This is a genomic window from Liquorilactobacillus vini DSM 20605 (assembly GCF_000255495.1).
Taxonomy (GTDB): Bacteria; Bacillota; Bacilli; order Lactobacillales; family Lactobacillaceae; genus Liquorilactobacillus; species Liquorilactobacillus vini.
Genome location: NZ_AHYZ01000079.1, coordinates 1 through 26,026 on the forward strand (window position 1 = coordinate 1; position 26,026 = coordinate 26,026).

Sequence of the window (26,026 nt, forward strand, 5' to 3'; positions counted from 1 at the left end):
CCATAATAAACATAATTTAAATTATCAATTGAAATAACAATAATAAAACTTTCTTGCACCACATATAATACACTGACACACAAAATCATTATTGCCCAACTAATTTCACCATGTAAAACATAATGAAAAAAAGTATGTCGCGATAACAAAAAGCTCAATAACACCATTGGTAGTATAAACCCTATCAACAGAATCTCAATCATCCCTGATCCTCCTCACCATAATTAACCTTTGCTTTGCCACTTTTTTTAGCCTGATAAAGGAGGGTATCAGCGTATCTTAAAGCATCACGAGGATGGATAGTTTTAGTTGAACGGGCAATTCCTCCCGAAAATGAGAAATCAATTTTTTGATGTGTTTTTAACCTAAACGGATGCTCCTTTAAAACTTTTTTTAAGTTTAAAACTGTTTGATAGCAATCAGTAACTGAAATATCACGAATAATAACACAAAATTCCTCGCCACCAAAGCGATAAATAAACACCTCATACTTATACTCTTTCAAAAAAGTACTGTTTAATTTGTTCGCAAAAAAGCGGAGAATTTGATTCCCAACAATATGTCCATACTGATCATTTAAGTTTTTGAAGTTGTCAATATCAATCATCAAGATTGTTAGGTCATCCTGCGAAGTCTGTTCACTAACAAAAACTGAGAACGCTCGATAATTTAATAAATTCGTTAAACGATCATGAAGACTATCATAAGTTATCTGCTTTTTCATTTCACGACGCCGCTTAAGATCCCTTAAATAAGCATAAATAAAGATAATAATCAGTGCCGTTCCAAATAAGATGCATAAAAAAAGTATTATCCGATCTTGAATACTATAAAAATTTCTTAATGTAAAAAATGTGATCACCGTGTTGAAAATATTAATGAAGGATAAAGCCAGGCTAAACTTTCCAAAAAAACCGATATTTTTCAACATAACAATTAACCAACAAGTTAACCAAACAAAAAAAGCTTTCAAATAGATTTGAATTAATGCTGTACTGACCAATCCAGTTTTTAATTTTAAAAAGCCAAAAACTATTAAAGGTGTCAAAATAAAATTTAAGTTCGCATACCTTTTTCTTCCAAGAAAAAAAGTAGCAATTGGTAAAACATATTGAAAACAAATCAAGCCTAAACTGATAAAAGAAAAATCAATGATTATAATTTCATGAATAAAGAAGATTAATCCTTCCATTAAATAATCCAAAATAATTGATTTGTGATCAAAGCTTTCCATGACATAAGTGTAGAAAATATGACGTGCTAACAATAAACTAGTCAGCATAATCGGCATATAAAATCCCAAAATAATTAGTTTTAACATTTTCCCCTCTAAAGGTTCCCTATTTTAAAAGTTTACTTCAAATTCAGAACTTTAATTACTATTTTGTAGAATACTTTACACTAATTATAATAACAGGAAAAGTTAAAATAAACCTTTGTTAATTTAAAATAATTATTAACTTTGAATAAAAGTAAAATTTATCACCCTAGTTAGTCTAAATAACTTTAGCAAACCAATTTTTCATTAAGTTCGTCTATAATTGCGTTTGTGATTCTTGAATCCTTTATACTAATTTCTCTTTTAATTCAACGAAGTTTCGTCAAGGCTGGGAAGCTTGCTGAAAAATAAATAAATTTTGGGTTAAACAAGTCACTTGAGTTTACACCTGTCAAATCAGCCAGTATTATGAAAACAGGGTACCGTTTTATTTTTAAGTTGTATTTTCGGAAAGGAAGGATCCACTTGAAAATTGGTTTTATCGGAACTGGAGTTATGGGAGCGGCAATTGCTGAAAATTTATTAAAAGCTGGTCAAAAACTAGCTGTCTATAATCGAACTAAAAGCAAGGCTGATCAGTTAGTTGCTAAGGGAGCAGTTTGGTGTGATAGCCCGGCCCAAGTTGCTAAAACTAGCGAAGTCGTCTTTACAATGGTTGGGTTTCCGCAAGATGTCGAAGAAGTTTATTTTGGAGAAGAAGGGATTTTTAAAACTTTAACTCCCGGATCAGCAGTTGTTGATATGACAACCAGTAAACCTTCGCTCGCCGCTAAAATCGGTCAGTACGCCGCTAAACATGATTTTGCTGCTTTGGATGCTCCAGTTTCCGGTGGTGACATTGGAGCTAAGCAAGCAACATTAACAATTATGGTTGGCGGATCAAAAACTGCTTATGATCGTTTGCTGCCGCTTTTTAAGATCATTGGTCAAACTACGACTTATTTTGGTCCGGCCGGTGCTGGACAACACGCAAAGATGGCTAACCAAATCATGATCGCCGGAACAATGACTGGTTTAACAGAAATGTTGCTCTATACCCGCAAAGCCGGCTTAGATGAACAAAAGATCTTGAAAGCTTTGTCAAATGGCGGTGCTGACAATTGGAGCATGGAAAATTATGTCCCCCGGATTTTAAAGAATGATTACACCCCTGGATTTTTTGCCCGGCATTTCTTAAAAGATCTACGAATTGCTTTAGAGGAGGCCGATAACATGGGCTTGGATCTGCGAGCAACCGCCAATGCTAAGCGCTTGTACGAAATCATGGTCGACGTCAAAGGACTTGGCGATCAGGGTACGCAAGGTTTGATTAATATTTATTGATCCCCATGTATTTGCTATAGCAGCTACTCAAGTTTAACAGCTTAGTGCTGCTTTTTTATTAACAAATTTTTCACAATTCAACAATTCCAATAAACTAATATTAGCAACCAAAATATTTAAAATTTAAAAATTAGATTGACATTTTGCAAAATAATGAGCAAAATGTAGTTATTAAAAAGCCTTGACTACTAATTAGCCAAAGCTTTTAATATTGAGCCTAATGGTACAAGTCAAAGCGACCTTTGGCAAACATTTCTTTCAAACCGCCAGTTGCCAGCAATGATTTATCCATGATCGCTTTTTTCACAAATGAAGCCGGATAACCTTTGATTGCTGTCTTACCGACTAAGCCAAACGCATGCGTATTACCGATTGATGCAACTGAGCCAGCTGATTCAAACGTAAATTTGTCGCCTTTCTCTCCTTTAAGCTGAGCTAATAAGTTTTTAGCGGCTTGATCACCCATTTTTAAAGCAATCTGTGCTGTTGTCGGATACGGTCGATTGTTTTGGGCATTCATAACTGCTGAAACATCCCCGATAATATAAACATTGCTATATTCTGGATCAGTTAGATCATCAGCAACCATGACCCGACCCCGGCGCTGTTTGAAACCGGATACTTCCATTACCCGGCTGCCGCTGACACCTGTTGTCCAAATGATCGTCTTGGCAGTCAAATTCTTGGTAGTACCGGTTTCTTTGTCTTCCTGATAAACAACCGTATCAGGCTTAATGGCTTTGATTGGTTTACCAGTTAAAAACTTCACGCCCCAGTTCTTTAAATGCGAAATCCCATAATCAGCCAATTCTTCATCGAACATTGGCAATAAACGAGTAACAGCTTCCACACAATAAAATTCCAGTTCTTGCGGCTCAACCCCAGCAATTGAAGCTAAATGACGACGTGCATCACATAGAGCACCTAGCAATTCGATTCCCGTAAAACCGGCACCGCAAACTACTACCCGCAAACTAGCTGGATTATGAGTGTGCGTATAATCCTTCATTTGACTGACTAAATGCTGATAAACTTTTTCAGCCGTTTCAACATCAACCATTTCTAAAGCATGTTCTTCCACTCCTGGAATGCCAAATGATTCCGAGCGAAAGCCCAGCGAAACGATCAGATAATCATAATGCAATTTTTGACCATTTTTTAGATCAATTTCTTGGCGATCACGATTAATTTTCTCAACAGTTGCTTGAATAAAAGTCGTAACTGATGGGTTGATCACATCTTTAATCGCATAAGTGATCTTTTCTCTGGTTTGAGTTCCAGCGGCCACCTCATGCAAATCAGTTGCTTCATAATGATAATCATTACGATCAACCAAAGTAATATGAAAACTGCTGTTGCTTTGAGCCTGCAAGCGATGCAAGGCCCGTAAACCAGCATAACCCGCTCCTAAAATAACTACTTCCTTCAACTTATCCATCTCCTTATAAAATTTAAACAAACGGCATAAACACTAAATAAAATAATGCTTGACTAGCAGCACCGACAGCTAAGATCTTAACTGCGCAAATGAACGTTTCCCGCTTGACCTGTTTTTTTAGAAACAGCCGGATCTGACTAATAATAAACGGTAAAGCCAGCAAGGCCAAAAGGACTGTCCATGGTGCAATCTTGACTGCCACCGCTGCAACTAGACTGATCACCGCTATCACATTCATTATAACAAATAAATGTAGTGCACGTCTCTTTCCAAGATAGTGAACTAAAGTATATCGTTGATTACTTTCATCTTCATCCAAATCACAGATATTATTAGCCAACATCAAATTTGAGATCCATAACGTATTAGGCAGTGAAATCAGCAAAATTCTCCCTAGGTTTGCCCAATCCCAACTGAACATTTGATAAGTATTGATATAAACACAGATTAAGGTGATCATCAAGCCCATCGTTGGTCCAGAAAATAATTCACCTAACGGCAGACTTGATAACGGTCGTGGCCCAGACGAATAAAAGATTCCGACCAAATAACAAATGGCTCCCATAACCAGCAACGGCCAACCCACGATAGTGACGATCCATAAACCAATCGCAGCTGAGACTACGATCATGCTGACCATCATCCAAAAGACTTGGTGCAATGATAAATTCTCACGGCCAATAATATTAGTCTTTTGCCGATAATTATTGGTATCAACCGCATGATGATAATCGTTATAATTGTCCATGATATCAACCGACATGTTGAAAATAAACATGGCAACAAAAAAGGCTACCAACAACCCTGGATGAATGGATTGATAATTGAACCAACTAAAACATGCCCCCAAAATAAATGGCAAGACACTGGCTGTTTTCGCCTTAATTTCGACAAGTTCCAAAAAGACTGGAAGTGTCATTTTATTCGACATATTATCTACCTCCAATTTTATTCTTTCCGCTATTTAAAAAAATGTGGTTTAATAATATTTAGAGATTACCAAGCAACTAATTGTTGGGACAGGAAAGGATTTAAATCATGTTAGATTTATGGAAACATTACCCTCAGATTGCTAAGCAGCTGAATGATGTTCGTTCGCTGATGCATCAATTATTATCTTCAAACAACCAAGCGATTCAAGCACTGCTTAACGACTGTGCCCAACAGCAAGGAAAAATGTTGCGTCCTGGATTATTTCTTTTATTTGCTCAATTAGGCCAGCCAGATAAGCGGCAAACAGAAAAACTGACCAAAATAGCCACTTCACTTGAAATCTTGCACCAAGCGACCTTGATTCATGACGACATTATTGATGATTCGCCCCTACGACATGGAACAATCACGATCCAAGCCAAATATGGCAAAGATACTGCTGTTTATGCTGGTGATCTATTGTTCACTATCTTTTTTGAACTTTTGATTGAAACCATGAATGGTACCCCTTATCTGAAAATCAATTCCGATACGATGCGCCACTTGCTGCATGGTGAATTGAACCAGATGGCCGCTCGTTTTCAACAACAGCAGCCAATCAGCAATTATCTAGCCAATATTAAAGGCAAAACTGCTGCTTTATTCCGCTTAGCCTGTATGGAAGGAGCTTATTTTGGCGGCTTGAACCAGCCAAAAATGGTCGCTCTTGCAGCTCAAATTGGGGAAAACATTGGAATTTCCTTTCAAATTTACGACGATATCCTTGATTATTCAAGTTCAACAGTAACTTTGAAAAAACCCGTCTTGGAAGATGTTGCCCAAGGTGTCTATACTTTGCCGCTACTGCTTGCTTATCAACAACATCCCGCCGAATTCGACCAGCTATTAGCTAAGAAACGGCAAATTTCAAAATCCGAAATCCAGCTAGTCAGCCAGCTAGTCAAAAAATATCACGGGGTCAAACAGGCTAAACAACTGGCTTTGAACTACACTCACCAAGCGATTCAACAGATCAATCAGTTGCCCAGTGGAAAAGCTGCCGAAGAACTCCAACAATTAACTAAAAAATTATTAAAACGAACTTTTTAAGATCAGCTCTGGCACTAGGAAAGTATAACTGCTAACTGCTGTCCTAGTGCTTTTTTGCTGCTTGATCGCCAGTTATTCAAATTCCGCGGTCAATCGCTAACAGTTTTTGATAATGCTGATTATGAATTGCTAGTTCCTGTGGTGAACCGCTCATCTGTAACCGCCCATCTTCAATAAAAACTACCTGATCCATTAAAGACAGCCCCTGTAAATGATGAGTAATCCAAATCAGTGTTTTACCGGCTAACTGCTGGTTAATCGTTTCAATTAGCTCTTGTTCAGTAATTGGATCCAAACTAACAGTCGGCTCATCTAAAATGACGATTGGAACATTTTGCAGCAGAATCCGGGCTAAAGCTAACCGATGTCGCTCACCGCCAGAAAAACGCAGACCAGCTTCATCAACTTCGGTCGCCAAACCAGCGGGCAGTTTAGCGACTAATTGTTTGAGTCCTACTCGCTCCAAAGCATTCCACAACTGCTGATCAGTCGCCTGCTCATTCGCTAAGCGTAAATTATTACTCAAAGTCGTATGAAATAAATATGGCGACTGATGCAATACCCCAATATATTGGCTGATCTCTGGATTTAACTGCCAAGTTGCTACACCATTTAAAGCTACTTGACCAGCCGTTGGTTTAAGGTCGCCACGCAAAAGATGAGCTAAAGTTGTTTTGCCGGAACCACTCCGTCCGAGAATCGCCAGCCGTTCACCAGACTTGATCGTTAAACTCAAACCTGCCAGTGCTTTTTGGGCAGTTGCCGGGTATTGATAGTCCAGCTGCTGGACTTCAAGCGTCAATGGCCCTTTAAGCGCTGGTATAGTTTGATCCATTGGCGGTTGGCCGCTTTCTGTTAATGTTAGTTGATTTAACCGTTGAAGCGAATCCTGATAAATATTCGTCTCCTCAGCTGCTTGGCTTAAAGGAGCAAAAGCATCAACTAGTGGGAAAATTGCCAGCACAAAAGCTGCAATCCAATTAGCAGCTCCCCCATGACTGCCAGGAAAGCGAAAACTGGTCCACCCTAACAAAACGACGGTCAGCAAACCAAAGACCACTTGCACCAAAAAATCGCGTCGGTGGTCGAATTTTTGAAGCGTTTGGCGGACATAGGCCAAATGCTGCTCATTAGCCAAATGGGCCGTCAAATATTCTTTCGTCCGTTGACTGAAAATCCAATCAGAAACCCCCAGTACATTATCTGTCAGCTCAGTATACAGCTGATTTTTTAAAACCTTCTGTTGTTCTTGACGGGCCGCATTAGCCAATAGTGACCAAAGCGGGAAGACAAAAATAATAATCGCAAACAAGAGTAACATAGCCAATCCAAACCACCAGGAAAACCAGCCTAAGCCGATAATGATAAAAACATATAAACTCCAGGCAGTGATCGTTGGAAAAACTGTTCGTAAATATAAGTTTTCTAAATGATCAATATCGTTGGACAATAACCCCAAAACATCCCCAGTTTGATGATGGCTCTTAAAAAAGACTGCATCCTGTTCTAATGTTTGGTACAACTTCAAGCGCAATCGCGAAGTTAAGCGTAAGACCCAGTTGTGACTGGTCAGCCGTTCAGCATAACGAAAAACTGGCCGGCCAATTCCAAAAGCTCGCGTCAAGACAATTGGAACATAAATAATCAAGATATTTTCCGGCAGAGCAGCTGCACGGCTGATCAAATAACCAGAATTAAACATCAAGGCAGCTGCACAAAAGTAAGTCATAAAGCCCAAAAATAATGCCAGAATCAATGAACGGCGATATTTTTTCAAAAATGGGCGCACCCAGCTATCACGTTTAAAAAGTTTAAAAATCTGCATGATCAGACACTCCTTAATGAACGACTTAACTGAACAAATGCACCATGTTGCTGCTGCAGTTGAGCCAGGGTCCCTTGTTCGACAATCTTTCCTTGATCAATTACCAAAATCCAGTCCATTTCCTGCATCCAATGCAAACGATGAGTTGCAAAAAATACTAAATGATCTGTCATTAATGGCAACATCCGCTCCTTCAACTCAACTTCAGTTTCAATATCCAAATGGGCAGTTGGTTCATCAAATAAAAGTATTTTTCGGCTTTGATCAAGAAAAGCTCGCGCTAAAGCAATCCGCTGGGCTTGACCTCCACTCAGTGCGCGGGCACCCTCACCAATTTGCGTATCCAATCCCGCCGGCAACTGAGCTACTAATCTTTCCAAGCCAACGACTTTAACTGCCTGCTCAACTTGGGCTGTCGTTGCCTGCGGTTGATAAAAAGCAATATTGTCACGCAATGAAGCTCGAAAAATATACGGGTTTTGCGGAATATAGATTAGCTGCCGTTGCCAATCAGGCTGAGCAAAAGATGCTAGTTCCTGACCAGCGATTTTAATTTGAGCTGACTGCGGTTTTAAAAAGCCACCCAAAAGATTAATCAAAGTTGACTTACCTGAACCGCTCAATCCAATGATCCCGATCTTTTGAAAACCAATCGCTTGAAAATTCAACTGCTGTAAAGACTTTGACTGCTGCGGATAAGCAAAGTCCAACTGGGAAATTGTCAACTGGCTTTGATCATTCCAGGCTGGCAATGAAACTTTGGTTATTTCAGTTGTTTTAACTGCCAAAATCTGGTTGATTGCCGTTAAAGCATTTTTGCCATCTAAAGTTGCATGATAATCATTTGAAAAATCCCGAATCGGCAAGAAATAATCCGGACTTAAGGTTAAAATTGTCAAGGCCGGGAACAATAAGATTGTCCCGTCAACTAAGCGGATTCCTAGTAAAACAGCGACCACTGCAATCGAAAGGGTCGTAAAGAAATCGAGTGCAAAAGTTGATAAAATTGCTACTTTCAGTGTACTCATCGTTGCGCGGCGAAACCGTTCACTCGTTTTAAAAATACTGCGGGCATAGCGTTGGCTTAATCCTAAATATTTCAGGGTATCAATCCCACGTAGTGAATCAACAAAATGATTTGATAGCAGCTGATAAGTATGATATTGGCGATCAGCTTTGGCTTGGGCAGCATAGCCTAAGACGATCATAAAAATCACAATTAAAGGATAAATAATCAGCAAAAAAACACCCGAGCGCCAATCTAAATACCAAATAACTGCCAAAATCAGCCAAGGAACAACCATCATGGTAGTTGATTTAGCCAAAATCAGCCGCAGATATTTTTCGACTTGATCGATTCCCTCTAAAGCCATCGTTGTCACATTACCTGTCCCTTGACCTTGAATCAGCGATGGCCCTTGTTCAAAGACTTTGCTAAGCAATTCTTGCCGCAAACGTTGCGCTTGCTGACGCGAATAACTATCAAGCAAGTCCTCTTTGCGCCATAAAATCAAATGCCGTAGCAAATAACATAGCACAAAGAAACCAATCCATTGCCATTGCTCGCTTAATGCTTGGCCAGCCCATAAATCAGTGATTGCTTTAGCTAAAAAACAAGCCTGCCCCAATATTGAAGCGGCTTGCAAACCGGCTAATCCCAAAAGCAGCACTAACACTAGCCGAATTCGCGGGAAAGTCAGTAACTTTTTATCAATCATAATTAATACCCAGAGCCAGTTTCCGGACGGTGACTGATCCGTTCATGAAAAATATAGTAGGTCCAACCAATATAAGCCAAGACAAACGGCAAGAAGACACAAACAACGATTGTCATAACTTTCAAGGTATATGGGCTTGAAGATGCTGTCGAAATCAGCAAATCATATTTTGGGCTGATTGAACTGATCATAACCCGGGGAAATAAACCAGTAAACAAAAGTGCAACTAATGCAACAAAGGTTAAGCCACTAGCTAAGAAAGCTGGCATTTCCTTTGATTTCATTACACTAATATGAGCTCCAACTGTTAATAAAACGATCAAGACTAGCAGTCCTAAAGTTGCTGCAAAATGAACGGCGAAGAAATCCGTCTTGAAGTACATTAGAATAGCAAAAATTACTAAACCAACGTACAAGATCCAATAAAACATGCTAGCTTGATTTTTCGCCCGCTGCCGAATCGGACCAGTTGTTTTCAAAGCAATGTAATTTAAGCCGTGCAGATAACTCAGCAAAGTGACTGCCACTCCGCCAACAACCGAAAACCAATTAATATAATCAGTAAATGAAGCGCTCATATTGCCCTTAGCATCAAGTGGCATTCCTTGAATCATACTGATGAAAACCACGCCAAAGAAAAACGGCACGATTAAGCTGCCCAGCACTAATGCTGCTTCCCAAAGTCCCTTTTTATGATCCAGCGATTGTGCCTTAAATTCAAAGGAAACTCCGCGAATGATCAAACCAACTAAAATGATAAAGAACAACAAATAGTAGCCACTAAAGAGAGCTGAATACCAAAACGGGAAAGAAGCAAACATCGCTCCGCCAGCCGTAATCAACCAAACTTCATTGCCATCCCAAACCGGACCAATTGTTGCAATCAGCTGATCTTTTTCCTGCTCGTTAACAGCTAACCCCTTTGTTGCCATTCCAACTCCGAAATCAAATCCTTCAAGGAAGAAGAAACCTGCAAATAAGACTCCGATTAGTAAAAACCAAATAAATTGTAAAGGACTCATTATTCGAACGCCTCCTTGTCAAATGGATCAACTTTGTCTGCTCGACGATCTTTTTCAGCTTGTTGTTCCTCATAGCCCGGACCTTTCTTCAAAACTACCCGAACTAGTGAAATCATCGTTGCTGCCAAGAATGTGAACAGTAAGAAATATACAATATTTGAAGTCAGTAGCGAACCAACTGAAACATTTGGCGAAACACTTTCTGGAATCGTAAATAGGCCGTAAACTGTCCATGGATAACGTCCTAACTCAGTTACTAGCCAACCAGCAGTGTTTGCCAAAAATGGTGCAAAGGTACATAAACCAATGATCCATAGCATCCAGCGGTGCTCATATAAAATCGGCTTTTTTTTGCGCGTCAAGAATAAACCCAGCGCAGAAACCAGCAGCATTAAAGCGCCAAAACCAGCCATGACTCTGAAACTCCAAAACAAAGCATTGACCGGTGGATAGTAATTATTCTGCTTGCCGTATTTCTTTTCTAATTGCGCATTGACTTCATTCATCCCTTTGACTGCTCCAGAAGTACGGCCATAAGCTAAAATACTTAACATATCCGGAATGTCCAAACTGAAGTCGTTTTTATGTTCTTTTTCATTTGACCAATCGATTACTGCCCAAGAAGCGTGTTTGCCGGTCGTATTGTAAAGCCCCTCAGTTGCGGCAAATTTCATCGGTTGTTCATTGATCAAATATTTCATCTGCTGATCACCGGCAAAAATTACGAGAACTGAACCAATCAAAGCCAACAACAAACCTAAGCGCAATGACTTTTTATAAAAATGAGTCTCTTTAGCTGTTTTGCTTAAGAGCTGAAAAGCTGCCAACCCAGCAATAATGATTCCGCCAGTAACGATTGTGCCGGAAATAACATGACCAAATTCATACCAAAGCTGCGGATTTTTCAATAAAGCACTAAAGCTCGTCATGACAGCATGACCATTTTTGATAGCATAACCTGTCGGATGCTGCATGAAACTATTAGCTGTCAAGATCCACAGAGCGGAGATCATTGAAGCAAAAGTTACCAGCCAGATAAAGGTCACGTGCAATTTTGGCCCAACTTTCTCCCAAGTAAACATCCATAAACCTAAAAAAGTTGATTCCATAAAGAATGCCAGCAGCGCTTCAATCGCCAGCGGTGCTCCAAAAATATCCCCCATAAATCTTGAATAATCAGACCAGTTCATCCCAAATTGGAACTCTTGAATGATCCCGGTAACAACTCCAACGGCAAAGGTCAATAGAAAAATATTCCCCCAAAACTTTGCCATCCGGAGATATTCTTTCTTTTTAGTTACAACATAGGTCGTTTCCATAATGGCAACAGCAAGCGCGGTCCCAATTGAAAATGGTACAAAGAAAAAATGGAAGACCGTGGTCATTGCAAACTGAAAGCGTGCCAATGAAACGATACTCATGCAGATCTCCTCCTTTATAATTGCTTTTTGTCTCTTGAAAGCAACAATTGCTCCCTTCAACAACAAATAAAAATAAATAATTGAATTTACCACTCTTAATATACTCCACCTTAGTGAAAAATCCAATAAGTTTAATAAATAAAGCTTGTGAAAAATGTATTTTTCACTGCACTAGTCAGGAAGCTGAGTACTCAATCTTCCTAACACTAGTTGCCACAGTTATCCGCTTTCACCATACTTTCATGTTTATTCTTTAATTATAAAAAACAAGAAGTCTCAATTATTTACTTACTTTTAATGCATAATTATTCACAAGCTATTAAAAAATAATTTTTCTAAACTAGACTTATTAAGGGATAACCTGCTGATAACAGCAAACCAAAGATGATCAGCACAATCACTGACATTAAAATCAGTCCGCGACCAAGACCCGTAAGCTGGCTGACACGTTTAAAGAGAATTTCACAAAGTCCAATCACTACCAAAGCCGCTAATGCTTTTAAAACAGCCAACACCGGCGACTTTGACCAAGCATAGTCAAACAGCATTATTCCACTAATAATGGCAATTAAATAATCAATTCGAGCCGTCATTACAACTGTTGCAAGTGCCTTTTTTTTAATAACAGTGATCAAAATTACGCCAAATAAGATAACTGCTGCTAATAAATGGAGCCATAACCAAATCATCAATATTTCCTCCAAATTATGTAAGTTCAAATCCATAAAAAAGTGTACCTTGTCTGCAAACACAATTCAAACAAAGTACACTTATGTTTTATTTTAAATTCTAAGAAGCTTTCCATAAAAACTGGTTAATCAAACGACTGACTTTAAGATTATGGTGTAATTGGCTATGTTGGGCTGATGCTCCAGAAATTTTAATTTGCTGATAGCTTTTAGCACGATGTTGCAATAAATATTTTAGAGAACGAGCTGAAACTGTGCTAACACGTCCATCAGAATTACTTCCATTATTCAAATTTCCATAGATATTCATCACTCTTGTCTGGTCAAATGAATAATGATCGCGATGAGTTAAAAAGTAATGATAAAAAAAGCTAAGTCTCGTCGGTAAACCATTTTTTTGTAAACGATTATTTAAAAAACTATATCCATCAATATTAGATCCGTCAAATGGACCTGCGATATCAACTTGATGCTTAAGTTTAAGCCCTGACAAGCGTTTGTCTCCCAGTAAATAATACATCAGATCTAAGTTTCCCATCGAGTGAGCTACAACGTTATATTTATGAAAATGATATTTTCGTTGCAAACGATGTAAAACATCCGCTAACCAATCTGCATCTTGATGATAATTTCGATCCCGATTATCAACAAAATCAACTTCAACAATTGGATTACGACTATTCCTTCGCCAGGTAGCTGAATGTTGCAACAATACCTTTCCTGTTGGCAAAACATTAGCTCGAACTACTGAATCAGTTACTCCAGCTTGTTTCGCTTTCCGAACAAAAAAAAGTTCTGCTCGATAGCTGCTGCCATAACCATGCAAGAAAAACGTTGGGGTTTGTGTCCGATTGTTGGTTTGGCTCCCCTTTGTCCATCCCACCATGGTCACACCTAAAATAGCCAAAACAACCCATAAACCGTAATATCTTTTCATCCAGCCCACTCCCTTGAGCTTATTTTCGCTTAGAATACCATAATTTCTATAAGAATCAATCGCTGAAGGTTTAAAAAATCATTAAGGTTGCTAAAGATTTACTTAAAAATTTAAAGTTCAGTTAAAGAAGCTAGTCATCAGCAGATGTTTGGTCGTAAACATTTTTAAATCCTAAAAATAAAAAAATACTGTTTCACTCGAGAACGTTTTTGTTCTTTCTTTGTGAAACAGTACAATTTTAATAATTTTTTTCAACTAAGCTTTCGCCGGATTCTTCTTCTTTTCAACTTTTTGGCCCATGACCATTTTATCATTGTAACCCCAGAACCAGGTTACCAAGAAGCTAACAATAATCGCTGCCAAACTTGATAATAAGAAAGCATAAAAGCTGGTCAAATTAGTCGGATTTTTTGGATCAAAGAATGATGAAAAGCCAATCAACGATCCCGTAAAGCCAAACATATTACCATGCATTAAACCAGTAATGAAACCACTGACAGCGGATCCAATCAAGCCAGAAACAAAGACGCGCCGATAACGCAGGTTAACACCGTAAATTGCGGGCTCAGTTACTCCACAGAAAGCTGAAATTGCAGCGGCAAAGCCAAGTTCTTTTAATTCACTTTTATGTGACTTAATAGCAACTGCTAGGACCGCAGCTCCTTGTGAAACCATTGTACCAGAAATAATTGCGTTCAAAGCACTTTCGCCACTGCCGGAAATTTGCTGAGCGACCAGTGGCACAACGCCCCAATGCAAACCAAAAATCACCAAGACTTGATAGAAACCGCCAATTACTAAACCACCAAGCCAACCAGAAACACTAACTAACCAATTAATAAAATCAGCAATTCCGTTGGCAGCCCCTTGAATAACCGGACCAGTAATCACTAAAGTAATTGCACTGACAATTAAGATTGTAAATAATGGATTAAAAATCATTTGCAAATAACTTGGCAAAACTTTTTTAAACCAGTCACCAATTTTTTTAGCTAACCAAGCTGCCAAAATCATTGGAAAAATTGAATAGGTATACTTCAAAAACTGAAAATCAAAGCCACCAATCGAGAACATCGTCTTAAAGGCTGTGCCCCAAGTAACAATCTGCGGATAAGTTAAAACACCGCCGATAACGGCCGCTACGATTGGATCTCCGCCTAAATAACGAGCAGCTGCAAAGCCAACCATAATTGGCAGGAAATAAAAGGCCGAATCTGCCATTGCGCTAATAGTAATATAGACTGTACTCTTAGCATTTAAAATTGCGCCAAGCTGAGGAAGTGTTAATAATGCCAAAATACCTTTAATAATCCCAGAAGCTGCAATTACTCCAATTACTGGCGTCATTGATCCAGTGATCAAGCCAATCAACTTATTGACCGCACGAACAAAACCATTACCGCTTTCTGGTTCTGCACTAGCTGCTGTTTCACTAGCAGTACCATCATTTAATTTAGCTGCAAATTGTGGCCCTAGTTCATCAACAACCGCATCATAGACATTGGTTACTTCGTTGCCGATAACAACTTGATACTGACCGGAAGCTTTAATAACGTCGATTACACCTTTAGTATTTTTCAAGGCTTCATCATTGGCTTGACTTTCATCTTTTAAATAAAACCGCAACCGGGTAATGCAATGGATCAGATTATTGACATTTTCTTCCCCACCAACATCTTGGATAATTGTCTTGGCTAATTCTGAATAATCTTTTTTTGCCATTTTTGATCACTCCTTTTCGTGAATGAGAGTTGCTACTGACTGACCTACACTGACTTGCTGTTCCGCAATTGGCTGTAATTCAATTGCTTGATCAGCTGAATTGGTAATCACTAAAATCACAGTCGTTGGCAGACCGGCCGCTTTAACGGCAGCTAAGTCCATTGCCATTAATTTCTGACCGGCTTTGACCTGCTGACCTTTTTTAACATAGACTTCAAATGGTTTTCCATTCAAACCAACTGTATCGACCCCCAAGTGCAGCAAAACGTCCAAACCATCGGCCGTTTTGATTCCCAGTGCATGTTTAGTCTCAGCAATCATTGAAATTTCACCAGCTACTGGGGCACTAATTTCCCCACTAACAGGTTCAATTCCTAAGCCTTTTCCCATTGCTCCTCCAGAAAAGACCGCATCTTGAACTTTGCTCAACGAAATCAAGTTCCCATTAACTGGGGCTGTCAATTCTGTTGTTGGACCACTTTTTTTCTTTTTGAACCCAAACAAACCAACCACTCCTTTTAAGCGTTTTCAATTTTCGATATTATCTTACAACTTGTCTATACATCTGTCAAATAATTTGAAAAAGTCTTTTAAAATCAAATGTTAATCAATGCACTTGTTTGTCTATACATAAATGCTATAATAGTTTTTAGAAAACGATTTCTAAGGAAGTGAGCTAAATGCAGCCAGCCAACAAGCAAAATATTATTGCTCAAGATATTGCTTCAAAGATCCATCACGAAATCTATGCACCAAAAACCTTTTTACCGAGCGAACACCAGCTTTGCGAACTATATGGGACTTCACGTGAAACGATTCGTAAGGCTTTGGATCAGCTAACTGAATTAGGACTGATTCAAAAAATCAAGGGTCGAGGTTCTTTAGTCTTAGACATTCAGCGCTACACTTTCCCAATTTCTGGAATTACCAGTTTCAAGGAATTGAACGCTGCTTTAGGAATGCATGCTTGCACTAAAGTTCTACATTTAAAGAAAACAGTTTTACCACCTCAACTGATCACTGAAGAAACCAATAAAAAGCAGCCAGCTTTTTTTGTTGAACGCTTACGACTGATTAACCAGCAACCAGCTGTTTTAGATCGTGATTATCTATTGTCCCCACCGGTTAGTACTTTGCCAAAAACCGCAGCAGCTGATTCAATCTATGCCTATTTGGAAGGAAAATTAGGCTTGCAAATTTCTTATGCCACTAAAGAGATCACCGTTGAAAAAGCTGATCCAACTGTTGCGAAAAAACTGGCTCTGCTGGCTGATGGGCTAGTTGTGGTTGTCCGCAGTCATAGTTATCTGGAAGACACAACTTTATTTCAAATCACGGCTTCGTTTCACCGGCCGGATAAATTCAAATTCATTGACTTTGCCCGACGCAAAAAAATCTTATTGCATCCAACAACAGCGAAAAAGGAGTTTTAAATCATGGAAAATTCAGATAAGCAGATAAATTTAGGCCAAAAAATAATTTACCAAATTTATCCCCGCTCATTTTACGACAGTAATCAAGATGGAATTGGCGATTTGCGCGGAATTATTCAAAAAATTCCTTATCTCAAACAACTAAAGATTGACATGATCTGGTTTAATCCTTTTTTTGTTTCACCGCAAAATGACAACGGTTATGATATTGCTGATTATTACCAAATCGATCCACAATTTGGCACAATGGCTGACTTTGAAGAATTAACTGCTAAATTGCATGAAAATCATATCGACGTCATGCTTGATATGGTTTTCAATCATTGTTCAACCAGCCATCCCTGGTTTCAAAAAGCCTTAGCTGGTGATCAATTCTACCAAAAATTCTTTTATTTGCGGCCACCAAAAAAAGATGGCAGCTTGCCAACTAACTGGCAATCAAAATTTGGTGGCCCAGCTTGGGCGAAATTTGGCGATTCTGGTTGGTACTATTTGCATCTCTATGATCCAACCCAAGCTGATCTCGACTGGCACAATCCGGCCGTTCGACAAGAAGCTGCTAAAATTGTAAATTTCTGGCGCAAAAAAGGGGTCAAGGGATTTCGTTTTGATGTTTTCAATGTCACTGGTAAAGATCAGCAATTAGTTGATTCAACTGATCCGCTGCAAGAAAAGAAGCTCTACACTGATACGCCGATCGTTCATCAGTATCTCAAAGAACTCAACCAGGCCAGCTTTGGTCAAGATACCAGCATTATTACCGTGGGAGAAATGTCATCAACCACCATTGAAAACTCAGTTAAATACACACAGCCGAAGAATCATGAACTATCGATGATTTTTACTTTTCATCATTTAAAAGTCGATTACCGCAATGGCAATAAATGGGATAGCATGCCGTTTGACTTTTTGAAACTCAAGCAGCTGCTGTTTGACTGGCAAGTAGAACTTGATCAACACGCTGGCTGGAACGCACTTTTTTGGAACAATCATGATCAGCCACGAGCTTTAAGCCGCTTTGGCGATCCACAAAACTATCGGATTAAATCAGCTCAAGTTTTGGCCACGGTTATGCAACTAATGCGCGGAACCCCATTTATTTATCAAGGTGAAGAAATCGGGATGACTGACCCAGACTATCAAAAGATCAGCGATTATAAAGATGTTGAATCGTTGAATGCTTATCAAGAACTCTTAGCAGCTGGAAAAACACCAGCCCAAGCCTTAGCTGCTATCAAAAAGAAATCACGGGACAACAGCCGAACGCCAATGCAATGGAATGCTGACCAATTTGCTGGTTTTTCAAAAGTCAAGCCTTGGTTAAAGCCGACCAATCAAACACAGATCAACGTAGCGGCTGAATTGGCGACTGGACAAATTTTCAATTACTATCAGCAGCTCTTTCAGTTAAGAAAAACTGAACCACTAATTTATCAAGGACATATTCGGCCATTATGGATAGATCACCCACAAGTTATGGGCTATTTACGTTATTTAAAGCAACAGTGTTTATTAGTGATTACTAATTTCTATGGCAAGTCGACCCAAGTTATCTTGCCGCCAGAATTACAACAACAATCCTGTCAAGTTCTATTAACTAATTATCAACAAAACATCAATAAAATTCCAAGTAGCTTAAAATTACAGCCTTATGAGGCTATCGTACTTAAGCTTTAAAGCTTTTTAAACTTTTTGCTTCTTTTATTAGTGATTTTTCATTATAATGAATTTGTAATGTCGCTTAAAGAAGAAAGGGGAAGATTTTTAATGGCTTATCGTGCAGTTAATCCATACAATGGGGAACTGATCAAAGAATTTCCAGCTGCAACTGATGCTGAAGTTGAACAAGCCTTAACAGCTGCCAAGGCTTTTTATCAACAAGCTAAGCAGCAACCGCTTGAGCAACGAGCTAAACAATTAGCAGCTTTAGCGAATGAATTTACTCAAAAGACTGATTATTATGCTAAATTTTTGACAACCAACATGGGAAAATTAATTAATGATGCTCGTGGAGAAGTCCAAAAAACTGCGGCATTCGCTAATTACTATGTTGAACACGGGGCAGCAGCTTTAGCAGATCAAGATTATACTGCCATAGCTGGTCGTAAAGCCCATCTGGAGTTCAGTTCAATTGGGGCAATCGTCGCCGTTGAACCATGGAATTTTCCATATACCCAGGTTATGCGTGTTTTTGCACCAAACTTCATTCTTGGCAATCCAGTGATTCTCAAACATGCCAGTATTGTCCCAGAATGTGCCCAAGCTTTTGAAGATGCCTGCCAAGCTGCTGGTTTGCCAGCTGGCGCCTTTAAAAATTTATTTGCCACTTATGATCAAGTTAATCGCATGATCAGTGATCCGCGAGTTCAGGGCGTTGCTTTAACTGGCTCTGAAAAAGCTGGTGAGCGAATTGCTGCTGAAGCTGGACATAATCTGAAAAAATCAACAATGGAACTGGGTGGTACCGACGTATGCATCGTCTTAAATGATGCTGATCTCAAAAAAGCTGTTGCTGGAGCTGTTAATGGTCGTTTACGCAATTCTGGCCAAGTTTGTACCTCAGCTAAACGCTATCTGGTCCAAAGCGGGATTTATGATGAATTTTTAGCAGCCATCAAGGAAGAATTTGCTAAATATCAGCCCGGCGATCCTTTAGATGAAAAGACAACCTTAGCTCCACTATCCTCTAAGAGCGCTCAACAAAACTTGCAAACTCAAATCAAAGCCGTCTTAGCTGGTGGTGCTAAAGTTTTATGGGGTGATCCGACCCCAGTTACCGGTCCAGGCGCATTCTTCATGCCTTTGATTATTACCGGCATGACTTATGACAATCCAATGTACGATCATGAACTATTTGGACCAGTTGCACAGATTTATCAAGTTGAAGATGAAAGTCAGATCGTTGAATTAGCAAATCACTCCAATTATGGTCTCGGTGGCGCAATTTATTCTGAAGACTTAGACAAAGCCCGTCAGTTAGCTTCAAAAATCGAAACCGGACAAATTGCAGTTAATCAGCCATTGTCCTCTTTGCCAGAATTACCTTTTGGCGGAATTAAAAAATCCGGCTATGGTCGTGAATTGAGTGATCTGGGAATTAGAGAATTTGCTAATATTAAAACTGTTTTAGGTTAATCATTTATTAAAGCTTGAATTTTCTAACGTGAAATTTCTAATCAGAATTTCACGTTTTTTGTTTGAATTTTCAGCAGTTATCTTTGAATTATTAACAATGATCAAAGATTAACTTAAATATAGCTGAAAATAATTGGCCTAAACATTATAAACCAATCATTTTTATCATTACCTTGTAACTAAAATTAAAACTCGTATACTTTGGTCATATTTAGTTACTAAAATTGCGAGGTCCTTGTTTAATGCTTAAAACTTTAATTTTTGCACTACTACCGATAATTGTGACGATTTTTTTAGGCTATTTTGCAGCCAGCAAAAACTACTTTAACGATTACGACAGCCAAAAATTTGTACGGTTAGTCATGAACTTCATGCTCCCACTAAGTGTTTTTGCTGGGATTTGGCAGACGCCCCGCAAAATTATTATCAGCGACTTGCCGTTAGCTGGTTGGCTACTAATCAGTATGCTTGGCTGCTATTGTTTAATGCTCTTAATTAATCTTCGTCACCATTCGCTTCAATCCGCGACTTTATTTGCTATGTCAGTAGCTGATCCTTCAGTCCCTTTTGTTGGTTCAGCTATTTTGCCTTTATTGTTTGGCAGTTCAACCAGTGCAATTACGATTGGAATTTGCACCTTGATCATCAACATTTTACTGCTGCCAATCGTTTTTAGTTCCTTAAATCACGAACACTCTTTTAGAAAAAGGATCCTTGGCACTCTTAAAAAGCCTTTAGTTATCAGCGCACTGCTTGGTTTTATTTTGGCTTTACTTGGCTGGAAAATGCCAAGTGAATTAGTGAATTCATTTGAGTTATTGGGCAAAGGAGCAGGTGGTCTAGCTATCTTTGCCATTGGGATTGTTTTATATACCAGAAAAATTTTAACCAATCGGATTGTTGTCTTAACGGTCCTTGAAAAGAACTTGCTGTTTCCCTTAGTTATCTGGTTAATTATGCTTGGTCTCCGGCTCCCAACTGAGCTGCAAAAAATCGTTATTTTAACGCTTGCTATCCCCACTGCCACAATGCCGACTACTTTGGGAATTCAATATAATCTAGCGGAATCTGAATTAGCTTCAATTCAATTTTGGAGTACCATTTTCTCATTTGTGACCTTATCATTGTTTCTGCTAATTTTAAGCTAGCAATCATTTTTATTACCACTTGAAGATTGGAGCCTAGTCAGCGACATGCTTGACTGGGTATTTTTTCATTTTAATTGACACGGTGTCAATTAAATGCTAATTTAAGAATAGTTATCTTGACATGGTGTCAATCAAAGGAGGAAATCATGACACTAACGAATTTATCCCATCTTTCCCCAACTAAATTAGGACGGATTCAAGCAGCTTTACTGCAAGAATTTTCAACTTATCCTTTAAGCCAAGCCCAAGTTGCCCGCATCGTCAAAACGGCAAGAATTTCACGGGGAGCCTTTTATACCTACTTTACTGATCTGTCAGCTGCTTATCGCTACCTTTATCAGCGAGCTCTAATTGAGCTTCACCAGCCGTTGACTTTTGAAAATTCGCTACTAATCAATTATGATCCTCAGCTTTATTACAAGGTTGCTGCCGACTTTACCCGCCGGCTTCAAAATAGCTGTTACTACGACTTCATCAAACTCCATCTAATCTATAATGAACCATTTTTAAACACGCCAGCGAGTTCTTCAATGCTTTTAGATTCCCAACACTGGCAAGCAATGGTTCTGGTACACGCAACGATTCAAGATATTTTGTTAAAACCAACCCAGCGCGAAAAATATTTAGCCCGTTTAAAAGCCGCATTGATTAAACAATAAAGGAGAAAAAATGTTTTTAGCCTTCAAAGAAATCCGTCACGAAAAATTGCGTTACGGTCTAATTATCAGCATGATTGTTTTGATTGCTTACCTAGTTTTTATTTTAACTAGTTTGGCTCAAGGACTTGCCGAGGAAAACACTGCTGCTATTCAAACTTGGAACGGGCAGCGAATCGTCTTAAATCAAAATGCGGATATCAATCTCAGTCAGTCACTGATCACTAAAAAAGCCAGCCAGCAACAAAAAATCACCCAGCAGGAAGCATATCTCGGTCAAGCAGCTGTGGTAGCCAAAAAAGCTGGTCATGCTAAAATCTCAGCCCAATTTATCGGAATCAAAAATCACCAATTCATTGCCAAAAATCTCAATTTAACTCAGGGCAAGCTGCCACAAACTCCACAGCAAATCGTCGTTGATCAATCCTTTAAGGACCAAGGCTATCATTTGAACGACCAGCTGCAGTTAAATTCACAAACAGCCCCTTTTAAAATCGTTGGTTTCACTAAGAATGCCAAACTGAATATTGCCCCGGTAATTTATGGACAGCTTACAGCTTGGAAAAAATTAAAAAATTTAACTGGTGACTTCCAAGCCAGTGCGATCATTTCAAAAAAAGCTTCTTATCAAGCAACTGCCAAAGGGTTAACGGCTTACCCAATTAGCAAATTTATTAGCGAATTGCCTGGCTATGCTGCCCAAAATGCAACTTTTAGTTTGATGATTGGTTTTTTAATGGTTATTGCCTTAATTGTGATCGCTGTTTTCTTATATATTCTGACGATCCAAAAAGCCCGTAATTACGCCGTTTTACGAGCTCAAGGTGTTCCAGCAGGCTTTTTAATCAAAGCGACTCTAGCCCAAGCTGGTTTATTAGTCATTGTCGGGATCTGCCTCGCTGGGGTCTTAACTGGCCTAACTGCGTGGCTGACTCCAGCCAATGTGCCAATGAGTTTCCAGCCAGCAGTTTTAGGTAGTCTAGCGGCTGGCTTAGTCGTTACGGCTATGTTAGGTGCATTAATTCCAATTTGGACAATTATCAAAATCGACCCAGTCAGTGTAATTGGAGGATAAATTATGAATTCAGCAGCAATTCTAACCTTAGAAAAAGTCAGCAAAGTTTTTGGCCAGCAAGAAAGTCAAATCGAAGTCTTACATCAGATAAATTTTACGGCTGCCAAGGGTCAATTGAATCTGATTATTGGCCCTTCTGGTTCTGGCAAGAGCACCCTTTTGACCATTGCTGGCGGCTTGCAATCAGCCACGCACGGTACTGTCAAAATTGCCGGCCAGAATTTAGCGCAAATGACCGCCAAACAGCGTGATGCTTTACGCTTAACCCAAATCGGTTTTATTTTGCAATCATACAATCTGCTGCCTTATTTGACAGTCAACGAACAGTTTACTTTAGTCAAGAAATTTAAAAAAACTGCTAATCTCAGCTCAACTAGCTTAGCGTCCTTATTAAATGAATTGGGAATTGCTGCTTTAAAAGACAAATATCCAGCTGAATTATCTGGCGGCCAACAGCAGCGTGTTGCGATTGCCCGCGCACTTTATCCGGATCCGCCATTAATTTTAGCCGATGAACCGACAGCTGCGTTAGACAGTCAGCGTGTCAAACAAGTTGGCCGCTTGTTCAGTCAATTGGCCAAGCAACGCCAAAAAGCCGTGATCATCGTGACTCATGATTTACGACTACAACAGTTTGCTGATCATCTATATCAAATCAGCGATGGTCAAATTTCCGAGGTTAAGCAGCTCAAAGTTTGATTTGAAGCCATTAGCTAGATTGTCACTGCTAATTCTCCAAGCCACTTTTAATTTTTTTGAATTGATTTGATGACTTTTATTTTAATTGTTCCAATAACCAAACACCTCTCCAGCAGAAGTTAAAACTTCTACCAGAGAGGTGTTTTTTATATCCGTTACTTCTTAAATTTTATTATTCAAAAACTTACTTATCATTGCTTTTCACAAGCTGCTACTAGCTGCTCAGGTGTTTGACTACCGAAAATAACCTCACCATCATTGATCATCGTTGCCGGCACACTCATAATATGCTTTTGTTTCCTTAATTCAGGAAATAGCTGTAAATCAAGCATTTCGGCTGAAACATTCGGATTGAGTGCTGCCATATGCTGACAAGCCGCAACGACATCTGGGCAGAAATGACAAGTCAATGCTACTCCAATTTTGATTCTCGTCGGCGGCAATGCCTTGATCCGCGCAATCAGTTGCGGACTGAGTTCTTGCCCGGGACCTGCTAGATTATAGACCGCCAAAACTAATGAGTTAAGCTCATGACCGGTTGGGATACCTCCAAAACGAATCCCAGTGTCCTTTTGCTGGTCATTCAATAATCGCAAAACTGGTAAATAAGTCTCCTGACTTGGCGCCGGGGCAACCTGAAATTGCAAATGCTGGTCTAACTGACAAAACTCAGTAGCAAAGCTTTGCAATTCCTGACTTTTTTGACTGCCATCATCCCAAACCTGTAAAATGACTTTTTTAGTCAGCCGTGCTAAGATCTGCTGCAGCTGCTCTTTCATTTTAACTGGGAACCAAGCACCTTGATGGACCACTGATGCCGCTGAGTCATCAGCTAATTGACTGGTTTGTCCAACCGTTTTTGCCGGCTGTTTCTCCTGTCGCTTAATCGGAATATGCAGCCGCTCTTTCAAAGCGGTGACATAATGTTCAGCACTCGTAGCAGCTAAAGCTCCATCCCCAGCAGCCGTGACGATCTGCCGCAATGGTTTAGCAACAATATCCCCCGCCGCAAATACGCCCGGCAAGTTAGTCTGCAGTTGCTGATCAACTTTGAGATAGCCATGCTGATCATGCTCTAGAATCCCCGTTAACCCGGTGGTAGCTGGTTGCGTACCGATATAAATAAAAATTCCAAATGTTTGAGCTTGTTGATCAGCTTGGTAGGTGAACTCTTCACCAGTCTGATTGTTTTTAAAGACTGCCGTTTGCAAATAATCTTGGCCCGTGACTCGAACAATTTCCGTATTGAATTTAACTGTAACTTTGGGATTATTTAATGCACGCGCTGCCGTTAGTGGTGCACAAGTAAAATGATCCTCGCGGGCAATTACCGTGACGTGTTTCGCGTAACGCGTCAAATAGTCAGCTTCTTCAGCTGCTGCGTAGCCTCCACCGATGACAAAAACTTCTAAACCACTGAACAATTCACCATCACAGGTTGAACAAAAAGCAATTCCATGCCCGCGAAATTGCTTTTCCCCTGGGAAATCCAGTTCTCGCGGTTTAGCACCACCAGCTAGAATAACGCTGCGGGCATAATAATTTTGTTTAGAACCGTGCAGCACTTTCAAATCATCTTTTAAATCATAACCCGCAATTCGATCTTTAGTCAGCTGAACTCCAAAATGGGCTGCCTGTTGCTGCATTTTATTCATTAACGCTGTTCCGTCAACTTTTTCAACTCCCGGATAATTCCAAACTACAGAAGTCGTTGTGACCTGACCACCAATCTGATCCGCTTCGATCACTAAAGTATCCAAAGTCGCCCGACCGGCATAAATTGCGGCCGTTAAACCAGCAGGCCCAGCACCAATAATGACCGTGTCATAAATCCTTTTCTCTGTCATTGGACACGACCTTCTTTAAATTTTGCCGACTAAATCAAGACTTGGAGTGATGGTATCATCACCTGGATGCCAATGAGCGGGACAAACTTTATCACCATGTTTTTCAACAAACTGAGCCGCTTGCAATGTTCGCAAAATTTCTCCAGCATCCCGGCCAATGCTCATATCGTTGATCGTATATGATTTGATCTTGCCCTCTGGATCCACAATAAAGACACCACGATAAGCTTGGCCTGATTCCTCATCTAAAACGCCAAAGAAACGTGCCAATTGGCCAGCAGGATCCGCCAGCATTGGATATTGCACATTGGCAATCGTCTCAGTTGCTTCTGCCCAAGCCTTATGAACAAACTCAGTATCTTCTGAAACTGAATAAACTTCCGCATTTGCTTTTTTGAACTCCGCGTAATGATCTTGCAGATCTCCTAATTCAGTTGGGCAAACAAATGAAAAATCAGCTGGATAAAAGAAGAAGACCGACCATTTACCTAAAACATCTTGCAACGATACTTGATGTGTCTCACCTTTTTGATAAGCATTGACTTTGAAGTCGGTCAACTTTTGATTGATAAAGTTCATAAAAGCACCCTTCCTTTGAAAGTTATTTAGAATTTTTCTAATTCCATTGCCTATTATA

The 26,026-nt window shown here is 39.5% G+C and carries 23 protein-coding genes; 9 read left to right on the forward strand and 14 right to left on the reverse strand.

All coding sequences use genetic code 11. The features are described 5' to 3' along the window. Both ON15_RS11985 and ON15_RS05065 read right to left on the reverse strand, forming a co-directional pair. On the reverse strand, nt 1–203 hold a 203-nt coding region (locus ON15_RS11985; RefSeq protein WP_010580397.1), incomplete at its 3' end, for a hypothetical protein. Continuing rightward, nucleotides 200–1,321 carry a GGDEF domain-containing protein gene (locus tag ON15_RS05065; RefSeq protein ID WP_010580398.1) on the reverse strand — a complete coding sequence of 374 codons (1,122 nt, stop codon included), beginning with the start codon at nt 1,319–1,321 and terminating at the stop codon, nt 200–202. The genes ON15_RS05065 and ON15_RS11985, both read right to left, overlap by 4 nt. Before the next feature lie 423 nt (nt 1,322–1,744). Here ON15_RS05065 and ON15_RS05070 point away from each other — a divergent pair, with 423 nt between their 5' ends. Further along, the gene (locus tag ON15_RS05070; protein ID WP_010580399.1) at nt 1,745–2,602 is read left to right on the forward strand and encodes an NAD(P)-dependent oxidoreductase; all 858 of its coding nucleotides are present in this window, start codon (nt 1,745–1,747) and stop codon (nt 2,600–2,602) included. Between the two features lie 217 nt (nt 2,603–2,819). Here the strand turns inward: ON15_RS05070 and ON15_RS05075 are convergent, their stop codons facing one another. Then, nucleotides 2,820–4,031 carry an NAD(P)/FAD-dependent oxidoreductase gene (locus ON15_RS05075; protein WP_010580400.1) on the reverse strand — a complete coding sequence of 404 codons (1,212 nt, stop codon included), beginning with the start codon at nt 4,029–4,031 and terminating at the stop codon, nt 2,820–2,822. Nucleotides 4,032–4,053: 22 nt separating this feature from the next. Further along, complete coding sequence (locus ON15_RS05080) at nt 4,054–4,959, reverse strand: prenyltransferase (protein WP_026049498.1); 906 nt, start codon at nt 4,957–4,959, stop codon at nt 4,054–4,056. Between the two features lie 119 nt (nt 4,960–5,078). On the opposite strand from ON15_RS05080, the gene ON15_RS05085 reads away from it, so the two are divergent. After that, nucleotides 5,079–6,062, forward strand: a complete 984-nt coding sequence (locus tag ON15_RS05085) for a polyprenyl synthetase family protein (protein ID WP_010580402.1) — start codon at nt 5,079–5,081, stop codon at nt 6,060–6,062. Between the two features lie 76 nt (nt 6,063–6,138). On the opposite strand, the gene cydC is transcribed toward ON15_RS05085, so the two are convergent. From cydC to ON15_RS12285, 8 genes are all read right to left on the reverse strand, one after another. Continuing rightward, a complete protein-coding gene (gene cydC / locus ON15_RS05090) occupies nt 6,139–7,887 on the reverse strand; it encodes a thiol reductant ABC exporter subunit CydC (RefSeq protein ID WP_010580403.1) in 1,749 nt (582 codons plus the stop codon). A gap of 2 nt (nt 7,888–7,889) precedes the next feature. Beyond that, entirely contained in the window at nt 7,890–9,605 is a 1,716-nt protein-coding gene (cydD, locus tag ON15_RS05095; RefSeq protein ID WP_010580404.1) for a thiol reductant ABC exporter subunit CydD, read from the reverse strand. A 2-nt stretch (nt 9,606–9,607) separates the two neighbouring features. Further along, the gene (gene cydB, locus ON15_RS05100; RefSeq protein WP_010580405.1) at nt 9,608–10,627 is read right to left on the reverse strand and encodes a cytochrome d ubiquinol oxidase subunit II; all 1,020 of its coding nucleotides are present in this window, start codon (nt 10,625–10,627) and stop codon (nt 9,608–9,610) included. Then, nucleotides 10,627–12,048: a cytochrome ubiquinol oxidase subunit I gene (locus ON15_RS05105; RefSeq protein WP_010580406.1), complete on the reverse strand. Its 1,422-nt coding sequence runs from the start codon at nt 12,046–12,048 to the stop codon at nt 10,627–10,629. The genes cydB and ON15_RS05105 overlap by 1 nt, the downstream gene beginning before the upstream one ends. 335 nt (nt 12,049–12,383) lie before the next feature. Beyond that, the gene (locus ON15_RS05110; RefSeq protein ID WP_010580407.1) at nt 12,384–12,737 is read right to left on the reverse strand and encodes a DUF1516 family protein; all 354 of its coding nucleotides are present in this window, start codon (nt 12,735–12,737) and stop codon (nt 12,384–12,386) included. Nucleotides 12,738–12,837: 100 nt separating this feature from the next. Next, the gene (locus ON15_RS05115; protein ID WP_010580408.1) at nt 12,838–13,674 is read right to left on the reverse strand and encodes an alpha/beta hydrolase; all 837 of its coding nucleotides are present in this window, start codon (nt 13,672–13,674) and stop codon (nt 12,838–12,840) included. Between the two features lie 255 nt (nt 13,675–13,929). Then, nucleotides 13,930–15,396, reverse strand: coding sequence for a PTS transporter subunit EIIC (locus ON15_RS05120; protein ID WP_034992726.1), 1,467 nt, complete (start codon nt 15,394–15,396; stop codon nt 13,930–13,932). Between the two features lie 6 nt (nt 15,397–15,402). After that, nucleotides 15,403–15,900, reverse strand: coding sequence for a PTS sugar transporter subunit IIA (locus ON15_RS12285; protein ID WP_026049499.1), 498 nt, complete (start codon nt 15,898–15,900; stop codon nt 15,403–15,405). Nucleotides 15,901–16,076: 176 nt separating this feature from the next. Here ON15_RS12285 and treR point away from each other — a divergent pair, with 176 nt between their 5' ends. From treR to ON15_RS05160, 7 genes are all read left to right on the forward strand, one after another. Continuing rightward, nucleotides 16,077–16,829, forward strand: coding sequence for a trehalose operon repressor (treR, locus tag ON15_RS05130; protein WP_010580409.1), 753 nt, complete (start codon nt 16,077–16,079; stop codon nt 16,827–16,829). Nucleotides 16,830–16,832: 3 nt separating this feature from the next. Further along, nucleotides 16,833–18,506 (forward strand): alpha,alpha-phosphotrehalase, encoded by a 1,674-nt coding sequence (gene treC, locus ON15_RS05135; RefSeq protein ID WP_010580410.1) that lies wholly within the window; start codon nt 16,833–16,835, stop codon nt 18,504–18,506. 90 nt (nt 18,507–18,596) lie between these two features. Then, a complete protein-coding gene (locus ON15_RS05140; protein WP_010580411.1) occupies nt 18,597–19,964 on the forward strand; it encodes an NAD-dependent succinate-semialdehyde dehydrogenase in 1,368 nt (455 codons plus the stop codon). A 242-nt stretch (nt 19,965–20,206) separates the two neighbouring features. After that, nucleotides 20,207–21,112: an AEC family transporter gene (locus ON15_RS05145; protein WP_010580412.1), complete on the forward strand. Its 906-nt coding sequence runs from the start codon at nt 20,207–20,209 to the stop codon at nt 21,110–21,112. 146 nt (nt 21,113–21,258) lie between these two features. Next, a complete protein-coding gene (locus tag ON15_RS05150) occupies nt 21,259–21,771 on the forward strand; it encodes a TetR/AcrR family transcriptional regulator (protein WP_010580413.1) in 513 nt (170 codons plus the stop codon). A 10-nt stretch (nt 21,772–21,781) separates the two neighbouring features. Beyond that, nucleotides 21,782–22,843, forward strand: a complete 1,062-nt coding sequence (locus tag ON15_RS05155) for an ABC transporter permease (protein ID WP_010580414.1) — start codon at nt 21,782–21,784, stop codon at nt 22,841–22,843. A gap of 3 nt (nt 22,844–22,846) precedes the next feature. Next, nucleotides 22,847–23,542: an ABC transporter ATP-binding protein gene (locus tag ON15_RS05160; protein WP_010580415.1), complete on the forward strand. Its 696-nt coding sequence runs from the start codon at nt 22,847–22,849 to the stop codon at nt 23,540–23,542. Between the two features lie 191 nt (nt 23,543–23,733). On the opposite strand, the gene ON15_RS05165 is transcribed toward ON15_RS05160, so the two are convergent. Together ON15_RS05165 and ON15_RS05170 are read right to left on the reverse strand one after the other, a co-directional pair. Next, on the reverse strand, nt 23,734–25,389 hold the full coding sequence (locus tag ON15_RS05165) for an FAD-dependent oxidoreductase (protein ID WP_010580416.1): 1,656 nt from the start codon (nt 25,387–25,389) through the stop codon (nt 23,734–23,736). 15 nt (nt 25,390–25,404) lie between these two features. Next, complete coding sequence (locus ON15_RS05170) at nt 25,405–25,968, reverse strand: peroxiredoxin (protein ID WP_010580417.1); 564 nt, start codon at nt 25,966–25,968, stop codon at nt 25,405–25,407. Nucleotides 25,969–26,026: the final 58 nt, after the last annotated feature.